The organism is Burkholderia sp. Ap-955 (genome assembly GCF_011753045.1).
GTDB classification, from domain to species: Bacteria; Pseudomonadota; Gammaproteobacteria; order Burkholderiales; family Burkholderiaceae; genus Burkholderia; species Burkholderia lata_D.
This window is the reverse complement of sequence record NZ_VWWH01000089.1, coordinates 19,097-30,340: the sequence shown is the minus strand read 5'-3', so window position 1 is coordinate 30,340 and position 11,244 is coordinate 19,097. Positions and strand designations below refer to the sequence as shown.

Annotated in this window: 11 protein-coding genes; all 11 read right to left on the bottom strand. The window is 68.8% G+C overall.

What is annotated here, in order from left to right; genetic code table 11:
* On the bottom strand, positions 1–948 hold a 948-nt coding region (locus F3J15_RS30755), incomplete at its 3' end, for an ABC transporter permease (protein WP_240161536.1).
* Complete coding sequence (locus F3J15_RS30750) at positions 945–1,562, bottom strand: DUF4126 domain-containing protein (protein ID WP_011352729.1); 618 nt, start codon at positions 1,560–1,562, stop codon at positions 945–947. The genes F3J15_RS30750 and F3J15_RS30755, both read right to left, overlap by 4 nt.
* A gap of 210 nt (positions 1,563–1,772) precedes the next feature.
* The gene (gene sugE / locus F3J15_RS30745; protein WP_089446125.1) at positions 1,773–2,093 is read right to left on the bottom strand and encodes a quaternary ammonium compound efflux SMR transporter SugE; all 321 of its coding nucleotides are present in this window, start codon (positions 2,091–2,093) and stop codon (positions 1,773–1,775) included.
* Between the two features lie 138 nt (positions 2,094–2,231).
* The gene (locus F3J15_RS30740) at positions 2,232–2,516 is read right to left on the bottom strand and encodes a DUF333 domain-containing protein (protein ID WP_089446126.1); all 285 of its coding nucleotides are present in this window, start codon (positions 2,514–2,516) and stop codon (positions 2,232–2,234) included.
* A 158-nt stretch (positions 2,517–2,674) separates the two neighbouring features.
* Positions 2,675–3,373 carry a two-component system response regulator KdpE gene (gene kdpE / locus F3J15_RS30735; RefSeq protein WP_069248495.1) on the bottom strand — a complete coding sequence of 233 codons (699 nt, stop codon included), beginning with the start codon at positions 3,371–3,373 and terminating at the stop codon, positions 2,675–2,677.
* Positions 3,366–6,209, bottom strand: coding sequence for a DUF4118 domain-containing protein (locus F3J15_RS30730; protein ID WP_089446127.1), 2,844 nt, complete (start codon positions 6,207–6,209; stop codon positions 3,366–3,368). The genes kdpE and F3J15_RS30730 overlap by 8 nt, the downstream gene beginning before the upstream one ends.
* A 162-nt stretch (positions 6,210–6,371) precedes the next feature.
* The gene (gene kdpC, locus F3J15_RS30725) at positions 6,372–6,953 is read right to left on the bottom strand and encodes a potassium-transporting ATPase subunit KdpC (protein ID WP_166895948.1); all 582 of its coding nucleotides are present in this window, start codon (positions 6,951–6,953) and stop codon (positions 6,372–6,374) included.
* A gap of 25 nt (positions 6,954–6,978) precedes the next feature.
* Positions 6,979–9,063 carry a potassium-transporting ATPase subunit KdpB gene (gene kdpB, locus F3J15_RS30720; RefSeq protein WP_166895946.1) on the bottom strand — a complete coding sequence of 695 codons (2,085 nt, stop codon included), beginning with the start codon at positions 9,061–9,063 and terminating at the stop codon, positions 6,979–6,981.
* A 54-nt stretch (positions 9,064–9,117) separates the two neighbouring features.
* Positions 9,118–10,923 carry a potassium-transporting ATPase subunit KdpA gene (gene kdpA, locus F3J15_RS30715; RefSeq protein ID WP_166895944.1) on the bottom strand — a complete coding sequence of 602 codons (1,806 nt, stop codon included), beginning with the start codon at positions 10,921–10,923 and terminating at the stop codon, positions 9,118–9,120.
* A complete protein-coding gene (kdpF, locus tag F3J15_RS30710; RefSeq protein WP_006752209.1) occupies positions 10,920–11,012 on the bottom strand; it encodes a K(+)-transporting ATPase subunit F in 93 nt (30 codons plus the stop codon). Before kdpF ends, kdpA begins: the two co-directional genes overlap by 4 nt.
* Entirely contained in the window at positions 11,009–11,131 is a 123-nt protein-coding gene (locus tag F3J15_RS38160) for a hypothetical protein (RefSeq protein ID WP_256093628.1), read from the bottom strand. Before F3J15_RS38160 ends, kdpF begins: the two co-directional genes overlap by 4 nt.
* Positions 11,132–11,244: the final 113 nt, after the last annotated feature.

Sequence of the window (11,244 nt, the reverse complement as noted above, 5' to 3'; positions counted from 1 at the left end):
ATAGTAGGTCGCCGGCATCTGGCGGCCATAGTCGAAGTCGAGCGTCAGCGTGAGCGTCGGGCTCACGTCGAACTTCAGCGCGCCGCCGACGGCCGTCGTATGCGTGTCGGCCCGCTCGGCGAGACCGGCGCCGCGCAGTTTCCCGCCGTCGACACGTGCGTGCGCATACGCTTCGAAACGCGCGACGGCCTGCTGGTCGCCGGCGACCAGCAGCCGGTACGTGACACGGCTGCCGTAGCCCGTGAGCCCCGTCGCCGCGAGTTCATCGGCGCGCATCATCAGCCGCGGCGAAAAATTGACGAAGGAAAAACCGCGATCGAGTTCGCGGGAGATCGACGCGGCGACCTTGAACGTGCGCAGCCCGACGCGCACCGTGTCGCCCGCCTTCAGGTGCAGCGCATCGAGCAGCGCCGGGTCGGCCCAAACGGTGCCGGGCGCGGGAATCGCTGCCGCCTTCTGCGCGGTGGCCGCGCCGGCCGGCACGATATCGACCGCGCCGCGCAACGGATAGCCTGGCGACACGGCCTTCACGGCCGCGAGGCGCGAGGGCGCCGCGTCGGTCACCTGCCCGCCCGCGGCGGACGCGATCATGCTCGGGAAGATGGCGGTCGTCGCGGTACGCAGGCCGAGTGCGCGGGCCTGCTGGTCGAACGACGGATCGACGGGGCGATCGGCCCGCACGACGAAATCGGCGCCGAGCATCTGGCGCGCGTCCCGCTCGAGCCCCTGGCGCAGCCGGTCGGCGAGGAAGCCGACGCTCGTCAGCGCCGCGACCGCGAGCACCAGTGCAAGGACGAGCAGCGTCAGCTCGCCCGCGCGCCAGTCGCGCGCGGTCATGCGGGCGGCCTGGCGGATCAGGTCGCGCAGGCCGAAGCGGCCGGCATGCGCGCTCACCTCATGGCCGGGTTGCCCGGCCAGCGGCTGCGCCGCGTGTTGCCGCCCCTTCAATCGCGCTTCCCCCCGATCGAGTTGAGCCGCGACACCATGTGGTTCGCCATGCCGCGAAAGCCGCCCGAGACACCGCGCCACAGGCGCGGGAGCGCCCATGCGGACGCTGCGATGAAGGCGGCAAGCAGCACGAGGAACGCGAGCGGAACGAAGAACGCGAGCACGAGCCCGCCGACCACGAGGCCGTCCTCGGTCGATGAGGCGATCCAGTTCGAAATCGGTTCCGGCGACAGGTTGATCATCGCGCGCGTGCCGGCCTTCGCCACGTGTGCGGCACCGGCGAGCGAGCCGCCCGCGAGCCCCGCGACCGCGAGCACGGTCGGATCGGCATGGCCGAGCGCGCCGGCCGCGAGCACGGCGCCGGCCGGAATGCGGATGAAGGTGTGCACGGCATCCCACAGCGAGTCGAACGCGGGGATCTTGTCGGCAAGGAATTCGGTGACGGTGAGCACGGCCGCGGCGCCGATGACCCACGGCGACATCAGGACGGCCAGCGTGTCGGGCAGGTGGAGCCAGCCGAACCGCGCCAGCACGCCGGCGATCAGCACGGTCAGGTACAGGCGCAGGCCGCTCGCCCACGCGAGCCCCGCGCCGAGCGAAATGGCTTCGATCATGGCCCTCTCCTTGCACTTTCCGTGCGATTTGCCGATTGATCGGATCGGGTCGGACAGACTGGCCGCGCGGCGCGTGGCGACCGGCACCGCGTGCTGCGAGAAGCACGACGGTATTCAGGCCCGAATGCGTTCCATTATAGACAGGCTAGGCGCATGGCCGGCGCAATTCCGCAGTGCGGCACCGGGCGCGGGCGCACCGGGATGCCCTCGTCAGGCAGCAGACGACAGCTTGAGGCCGATCAGCCCCGCGACGATCAGCACGGCGCTCGCGATGCGCGCGACGGTCAGCGCCTCGCCCATCATCACGATGCCGAACACGAACGCACCGACCGCGCCGATGCCCGTCCACACCGCGTACGCGGTGCCGAGCGGCAGCTGGCGCATCGCGACCGCGAGCAGCCCGAAGCTGGCCAGCGCCGTCACGATCGTAAACACCGACGGACCGAGCTTCGTGAAGCCGTCCGACGATTTCATGCCGGCCGCCCAGGCCACTTCCAGCAACCCGGCAATGAACAACCATACCCACGCCATCTCGACGTACTCCGTATCGGATGGGGCCGTCCCCGTTGAAGCGAATGACCCGGGGTCGTCCCCGGGCGGCGCCGAGTATAACAAGATGCTTACGGACGCGGCGCGCGGCCGATCAGGGGCGCGACCGGCCGGGCCCGGTCAGTTCGACGCGCGCTTCGGTGTGACGCCGCCGACGCAGCGGTCGTCGCGGTACAGCGCCCACTCCTCGCACACGCGGCCGTCCTTGAACACGCACATGCCGACCTGCCCGCTCGACAGGCTGCGGATCGTGTGGCGGCCGCCGAGCTTGGCGCAATTGACCGACGCGGGATTGGCCATCGCCTGCTGCTGCGACGACGGTTGCTGCCCGGGCGGCAGCGGTTGGGCGAACGCGCCAGGCGCAGCAAGCGCCAGCGCACAGATGACGACCAGACGGACGGACATTGCACGCTCCTCGTTTTCGCTCGCGGAACGGTCAGGATAACGGGGAATGAGCGCCGGGTGTGCAACGCGCGCGCCGGCCGCGAGACTGTCGCGCCGACGCAACCCTGCCGGCGCGCGACGTCACGCGCACGGGTGCAGCTGCGACCCGGCGACGCCCGTCATGCGGCGCCGACCAGCCGGTAACCGACGCCCGTCTCGGTCACAATGTGCTCGGGCTGCGCCGGGTCGCGCTCGAGCTTCTGGCGCAGGTGCGCCATGTAGATGCGCAGATAGTGGTGGCTTTCGACGTGCGACGGCCCCCACACGTCGCGCAGCAGCTGGCGGTGCGTCAGCACGCGCCCCGCGTGCCGCACGAGCGTCGCGAGCAGCCGGTATTCGAGCGGCGTCAGGTGCACGATCTCGTTGTCACGCCACACCTGGCGCAGCGCGAGATCGACGGTCACGGTGCCGAAGGTCACCTTCGGCGACTCGTTCGCGCCGCCCTGGTTGCGCCGGCGCAGTTGCGCGCGGATCCGCGCGCGCAGCTCGGACACGCCGAACGGCTTGGTCAGGTAATCGTCGGCGCCCGCGTCGAGCGCCGCGACCTTCTCTTCCTCCTGCGTGCGCGCGGACAGCACGATCACCGGCACCTCGGACCAGCCGCGCAATTCCCGGATCACGTCGAGGCCGTCGGTATCGGGCAAGCCGAGGTCGACGATCACGAGATCGGGCTTGCGCGTCGCCGCGTCGATCAGCCCCTGCTTGCCCGTCTCGGCCTCGAACACCGCGATGTCCTCCTCCTCGAGCGCGGCGCGCACGAAACGGCGGATCTGCTTTTCGTCCTCGATCAGGACGACGGTCAGGCTGGGTTCACTCATGATCTGGCAATGATTCGGATGGGGACGACGCCCCCGGCACTTCGGGTTCGTCGTCGGGTACGGCAGGCGCGGCCGGCGGTGTCTCGACCGGCAGCGTGAACCAAAAACGCGCGCCCGTCACGTGGCCGTCGGGTGCCGTCCGGTTGAACGCGCCGATTTTACCGCCGTGCGCTTCGACGATCGCGCGGCAGATCGCGAGGCCGAGGCCGATGCCCGGCGTCGCCGATTCCTTCTCGCCGCGCGTGAACTTGTCGAAGATCCGCGTTTCCATCCCGGCCGGCAGGCCGGGACCGTAATCGTCGACGAGCACGCGCACGAACGGCAGCCCGTCGTCGGTCACGCGCTCGGCGCCGATGTCGAGCGGCGTATCGGCCGGCGTGTACTTCGCCGCATTCTCGAACAGGTTGGTGAACAGGCGCTCCATCAGCACCGCGTCCATCTGCAGGAGCGGCAGGTCGGCCGGCAGCACGACGCGAGCGGGATGGCGCGCAAGCACGCGCTTGCAGGCGGCGAGTGCGGCACCGACGGCTTCCTCGAGCAGCGACCACTGACGCTTCAACTGCAGGCTGCCGGCCTGCAGCCGCGCCATGTCGAGCAGGTTCGTGACGATGCCCGTCATCCGCAGCGCCTCGTCGTGGATCGCATCGACGAGTTCGCCCTCGCGCTGCGCGAAGCGTTCGGCCGCCGCGGCGTCGCCGCCCTGCGCGGCCGCGCGCCCGTTCGCGAGCATCGACGAGAAGCCGACGATCGTCGTGAGCGGCGTGCGCAGGTCGTGCGAGATCGCCGACAGCAGCGAGTTGCGCAGCCGCTCGGATTCCATGTTGACGAGCGCGTCGCGCGCGATCTCGACGTAGTGCACGCGTTCGAGCGCGAGCGCGATCTGCGCGGCGAACGCGTCGAGCATCCGCTGCTGCTCCGGCACCTCGAGTTCGCGCGGCTCGCGCGATGCGACCGCGAGCACGCCGCGCGTGCGCATCGGCGCCTTCAGCGGCAGGTACAGCGCGGCCGTCGCGGGCAACGTATCGGTGCCGCGGCCGGCCGGCTTCTGCTGGTCGTACACCCACTGGCCGACGTCGCTGTCGAGATCGGCGCCCGTCAGCGTGACGGCCGCATCCGGCTCCTCGATCTTCTGCCGCACCTTGTCCGCGCTGTCGGGCAGCAGGAATGCGACGCGCGCGCGGAACACCTCGCCCACGTGACGGCTGCCGATCTCGACGATCTGCTCCGTCGTCAGCGCCGCGCCCAGCTCGCGCGCCATCGCGTAGATCGCGCCGGTGCGGCGCTCGCGGCGCTGCGCGACGCTCGCCTGGCGCGTCAGCGTCGACGTCAGGTGGCTGATCACGAGCGACGTCAGCAGCATCCCGAAGAAGGTCAGCAGGTATTGCGTGTCGCTGACCGAAAACGACATGCGCGGCGGCACGAAGAAGTAATCGAACGCGGCCACCGACAGGAACGACTGCAGCACGCCCGGGCCGCGCCCGAGCCGCACCGCCGAAAACACGACGCCGAGCAGGTACAGCATCACGAGGTTCGTGAGGTCGAGCCGCTCCGACACGAGGCTCGCGACGACCGTGATCGCCGCGCAGATCGCGGCCGCATACACGTAGTGCCGCGGCGGCGAACGGTGCGTGCCGAACTGCGCGAACGCGTCGCGCCAGTCGCGCGCACGCGCGTCGAGCGGTGCTGCGCGCGCCTCGTCGCTCGCGGACGCCCGGATCAGCATCAGGTCGACGTCGCCCGCGCGTTCGGCAAGCTGCTCGCCGAACGGCCGCACGAAGCGGCGCACGAGCCCGACCTTCGGCGAGCCGCCCGCGACGATCTTCGACACGTTGCGCACCTTCGCATAGCCGATCAGCGCGGCAACCGCGTCGGCGCCGGCGAGCGTGGCCGTCTCCGCGCCGAGCTCGGCCGCGAGCTTCAGCGCGTCGAGCGTGCGCTGCCGGCGCGCAGCGGGCAGCCGCTGCAGGCGCGGCGTTTCCACATAAACGGCGATCCAGTCGGCCTTCAGGCTCGCGGCGAGCCGCGCGGCCGCCCGCACGAGCGTCGGCGCTTCAGGGCCCGGGCCGACGCACACGAGCAGCCGCTCGCGTGCCTGCCAGATGCGCTGGATCGAACGATCGGCGCGATACTCGCGCATCTGCGCGTCGACGCGGTCGGCCGTGCGCCGCAGCGCCAGTTCGCGCAGCGCAATCAGGTTGCCCTTGCGGAAGAAGTTGCGCACCGCGCGCTCGGCCTGCTGCGCGAGATAGACCTTGCCGTCGCGCATCCGCTCGAGCAGTTCCTCGGCCGGCAGGTCGACGAGCGTGACTTCGTCGGCCGCGTCGAACACGCGATCGGGCACCGTCTCCCACACGCGGATGCCGGTGATCGCGCCGACCACGTCGTTCAGGCTTTCGAGGTGCTGGACATTGACGGTCGTGTAGACGTCGATGCCCGCGTCGAGCAGTTCGTACACATCCTGCCAGCGCTTCAGGTGTCGCGCGCCCTGCACGTTCGAATGCGCGAGTTCGTCGACGAGGATCAGTTGCGGCTGGCGCGCGAGCGCGCCGTCGAGATCGAATTCGGCGAGCGTGCGGCCGCGATAGTCGATGCGCGCGAGCGGCAGCACGTCGAGGCCGTCGAGCAGTGCGGCGGTTTCGCTGCGCCCGTGGGTCTCGACGATGCCGACGACGACGTCCACGCCTTCCTGCAGGCGCTGGCGCGCGGCCTGCAGCATCGCGTAGGTCTTGCCGACACCGGCCGATGCGCCGAAGAAGATCTTGAGCTGGCCGCGCCGCTGCTTTTCTTCGTCACGCTGCAGCTTGTCGAGGAGTTGGTCTGGATCGGGACGATTCATGCGTCAGAAAGGCGGAGCGCCCGGATGCGCGCGAGTACGAGCATTGTTGTTCCAAATCGCCGCAAAAGGCAAAGACGGCGCACGCGCCGTCGGGAAAATGCGCGTCCGGCGCGGATCGGGCCGCGCCGGACGCCGGTTGCCGTCGGAAGCCCGGCCGCGCGCTCAGTGCGCGGCCTGCGCCGCGTCGAGCGCGAGGTTCAGCTGCAGCACGTTCACGCGCGGTTCGCCGAGCACGCCGAACTGGCGGCCCTTCGTGTTCGCGGCGACGAGCTGCGCGACCGCGTCGGGCGCCAGGTTGCGCGCCTTCGCGACGCGCTCGACCTGGTATGCGGCGGCGGCCGGCGTGATCTCCGGATCGAGGCCGCTGGCCGACGCCGTCACGAGGTCGACCGGCACGGGCTTCGACATGTCGGTGCCGGCGTCGCGCAGCGCGGCGATGCGCCCCTTCACCTGGTCGGCGAGCGACGGGTTCAGCGGGCCGAGGTTCGAGCCGCCGGAGCCGGTCGCGTTGTACGGCATCGGCGTGGTGGCCGACAGCCGGCCCCAGAAATACTTCGGCGCATCGAACGGCTGGCCGATCAGTGCGGAGCCGACTGCCTTGCCGTCCTTCTCGATCAGGCTGCCGTTCGCCTGCGACGGGAACACGGCCTGGCCGAACACGGTCATCACGGCCGGGTAAGCGAGCCCCGTCACCACGGTCAGCACGACAAAGATCACGACGAGCGGACGAATCAACGTTTTCATGATGTTTCCTTCAAATACGGCCGGCTCAGGCCCAGCCGAGTGCAGCGAGCGTCATGTCGATCAGCTTGATGAACGGGAACGGCAGCAGCACGCCGCCGAGGCCGTACACCAGCAGGTTGCGGCGCAGCAGCGAAGCCGCGCCGAGCGGCCGGTACGTGACGCCCTTCAGCGCCAGCGGAATCAGCGCGACGATGATCAGCGCGTTGAAGATCACCGCCGACAGGATCGCCGACGCCGGCGACGTCAGGTGCATGATGTCGAGCACGCGCAGCTGCGGGTACGTCGTCACGAACGCGGCCGGGATGATCGCGAAATACTTCGCGATGTCGTTCGCGATCGAGAACGTGGTGAGCGACCCGCGCGTCATCAGCATCTGCTTGCCGATCTCGACGATCTCGATCAGCTTCGTCGGGTTCGAGTCGAGGTCGACCATGTTGCCGGCTTCCTTCGCCGCCTGCGTGCCGGTGTTCATCGCCACGGCGACGTCGGCCTGCGCGAGCGCCGGCGCGTCGTTGGTGCCGTCGCCGGTCATCGCGACCAGACGGCCTGCCGCCTGGTGTTCGCGGATCGTCGCGAGCTTGGTTTCCGGCGTCGCTTCCGCAAGGAAATCGTCGACGCCGGCTTCCGCCGCGATCGCCGCGGCCGTCAGCCGGTTGTCGCCCGTCACCATCACGGTCTTGATGCCCATCTTGCGCAGTTCCGCGAAGCGCTCCTTGATGCCGCCCTTCACGATGTCCTTCAGCTCGATCACGCCGAGCACGCGCGCCGCACCTTCATGCAGGTCGGCCACGACGAGCGGCGTGCTGCCGCGGCGCGCGACTTCGTCGACCGCGCGGCGCACTTCTTCCGGGAAGCGGCTGCCGTGCGTCTCGACGTAGTGGCGGATCGCGTCGGCCGCACCCTTGCGGATTTCACGGCCGGGCAGGTCGACGCCGCTCATCCGCGTCTGCGCGGAGAAGCCGATGAACGTCGCGTGCAACTGCCCCATGTCGCGCTGGCGAATGTTGAAGCGCTCCTTCGCGAGCACGACGATGCTGCGGCCTTCCGGCGTTTCGTCGGCGAGCGACGACAGTTGCGCGGCATCGGCCAGCGCTTCCTCGGTCACGCCCGGCGCCGGCACGAACGTCGACGCCTGGCGGTTGCCGAGCGTGATCGTGCCGGTCTTGTCGAGCAGCAGCACGTCGACGTCGCCGGCGGCTTCCACCGCGCGGCCCGACGTCGCGATCACGTTCGCCTGCATCATCCGGCTCATCCCGGCCACGCCGATCGCGGACAAGAGGCCGCCGATCGTCGTCGGGATCAGGCACACGAGCAGCGCAACCAAAGCGGTGATCGTCACCACGTGGCCGGCCTTCATCGCTTCGACCGAGAACATCGAGAACGGCAGCAGCGTCGCGGTCGCGAGCAGCATCACGATCGTCAGCGCGACGAGCAGGATCGTCAGTGCGATCTCGTTCGGCGTCTTCTTGCGCTTCGCGCCTTCGACCATCGCGATCATCCGGTCGAGGAACGCCTCGCCGGGGTTCGCGGTGACCTTGACCACGATCCAGTCCGACAGCACGCGCGTGCCGCCCGTGACCGACGAGAAGTCGCCGCCCGATTCGCGGATCACCGGTGCGGATTCGCCGGTGATCGCCGATTCGTCGACCGACGCGACACCGTCGACCACCTCGCCGTCGGCCGGGATCACGTCGCCGGCCTCGACCAGCACGACGTCGCCCTTGCGCAGCTCGGTCGCGGTCGTGATGCGGATCGGCGACTTCGGATGCGGCTCGTTGAGCTTCTTCGCCATCACGTCTTTCTTCGCGCTGCGCAGCGATGCGGCCTGCGCCTTCGAGCGCCCTTCGGCGAGCGCTTCGGCGAAGTTCGCGAACAGCACGGTGAACCACAGCCACAGCGCGATCGCGAGGATGAAGCCCGCGGGCGCCTCGGCCTGGCCGGCGAGCGCCGCGATCCACAGAATCGTGGTCAGGATGCTGCCGACGTACACGCAGAACATCACCGGATTGCGGAACTGCGTGCGCGGCGTGAGTTTCTTGAACGAGTCCACGATCGCCGGGCGCAGCAGCGCCGGATCGAACATGGACCGTGTTGCGGAATGTTGAGTCATTGCGATCTCTTCAATCTCTTCAGTCTTTTCAATGTGTCGCCATGCGGGCGCGCATCACGCGCCCAGCCACATCATCAGGTGCTCGACGCCCGGGCCGAGCGCAAGCGCCGGCACGTAGGTCAGCGCGCCCACCAGCAGCACGGTGCCGAGCAGCAGCACGACGAACAGCGGACCGTGCGTCGGCAGCGTGCCGCTCGTCGCCGCGATGCGCTTCTTCGCGGCGAGCGAGCCGGCGATCGCCAGCACCGGTACGATCGTGCCGAAGCGGCCGAACCACATCGCGATCGCGGTCGTCCAGTTATAGAACGGCGTGCCGACCGTCAGGCCCGCGAACGCGCTGCCGTTGTTGTTGGCGGCCGAGCTGAACGCATACAGGATTTCCGAGAAGCCGTGCGGCCCCGGGTTCGCGATGCCGGCCTTGCCCGCATCGGCGAGCACGGCGATCGACGTGCCGACCAGCACCAGCAGAGGCGTGAGCAGCACGACGATCGACACCATCTTCATCTCGTACGACTCGATCTTCTTGCCGACGTATTCCGGCGTGCGGCCGATCATCAGGCCGGCAACGAACACCGCGAGCAGCGCGAACACGAGCATCCCGTAGAGACCCGAGCCGACCCCGCCGTAGATCACTTCGCCCAGTTGCATCAGCAGCAACGGCACGAGGCCGCCGAGCGGCGTCAGCGAATCGTGCATCGTGTCGACCGCGCCGCACGACGCGGCCGTCGTCGCGACCGTGAAGATGCCGGTCTGCGCGATGCCGAAGCGCGTTTCCTTGCCTTCCATGTTGCCGCCAGGCTGCAGTGCGCTCGCCGACTGGTCGACGTGCAGCGCGGCGAGCGTCGGGTTGCCGCCCTGCTCGGCGCTCACCTCGAAGCCGATCGCGATCACGAACGCGACCGTCATCGCCGCGAGCACGGCGATGCCCTGCCGGCGGTCGCCGATCATGCGGCCGAACACGAGGCACAACGCGGCCGGGATGATCAGGATCGCGAAGATCTGGATGAAGTTCGCGAACGGCGTCGGGTTCTCGTACGGGTGCGCGGAGTTCGCGTTGAAGAAGCCGCCGCCGTTGGTGCCGAGCATCTTGATCGCTTCCTGCGACGCGACCGGGCCCATTGCAAGCGTCTGCTTCGTGAGCGGGGTCGGCACCGTCACCGGGTTGCCCTTGTCGTCCTTCACCGGATTGCCCTGCGCGTCCAGCTTCGGCGCCGCATAGGTGCTCGTCTGCAGCACCGGCACGTCCTGGTACGACTTCATGTTCTGGATCACGCCCTGGCTCATCAGCAGCGCGGCGATGATCACCGACATCGGCACGAGCACGTACATCGTCACGCGCGTCAGGTCGACCCAGAAGTTGCCGATCGTCTGCGCGGTATGACGTGCGAAACCGCGGATCAGCGCGATCACGACGACGATGCCGGTTGCCGCCGACAGGAAGTTCTGCACGGTCAGGCCGAGCATCTGCGTCAGGTAGCTGACGGTCTGCTCCGGCGTGTAGTCCTGCCAGTTCGTGTTGGTGACGAAGCTGACGGCCGTGTTGAACGCGCCGTCGACCGTCATCGCGCCGAACTGCTGCGGGTTGCCGGGCAGGAAGCCCTGCAGGCGCAGCAGGCCGTAGAGGAACAGCGCGCCGAGCGCGTTGAATGCGATCGTCGCGATCGCGTACTGCTTCCAGTTCATCTCGCTGCCGGCATCGACGCCGGCGATGCGGTACAGCGCGCGCTCGAGCGGCCCGAACGCGCGCACGACGCGCGAACTGCCGTCCATCACCGCGGACAGATAGCGGGCGACCGGCACGGCCGCCGCCAGCAGCACGACGATGAAGAGCAGCGTCTGAAATAGATTGTTCGCGTTCATTCGATGTCCTCCGCGCGCAGCAGCGCAAAGACGAGATACGCGAACAGCAGGGCCGTCGAGGCGCCCGCCAGCCAAAGCATCCAGGTCATGCTCGCCCCCCGCGACCGTATTGCACGAGCTTGTCGCAACCGGCAATCAAACCGAGGATCAGCGCGGTGAAGAGCACCAGTGCGCCGATAAATACCCCATCCATTTTTCTGTTCTCCATCGTCGAAATCAGACGACTAGAACCTTATGGGAACGCACGTAAAGGACGGGTCAAAGGTATCGGGGCACGTATAAAAAACGCGTAAACGTGGAATTCGGGGAAGGACGGCAGGA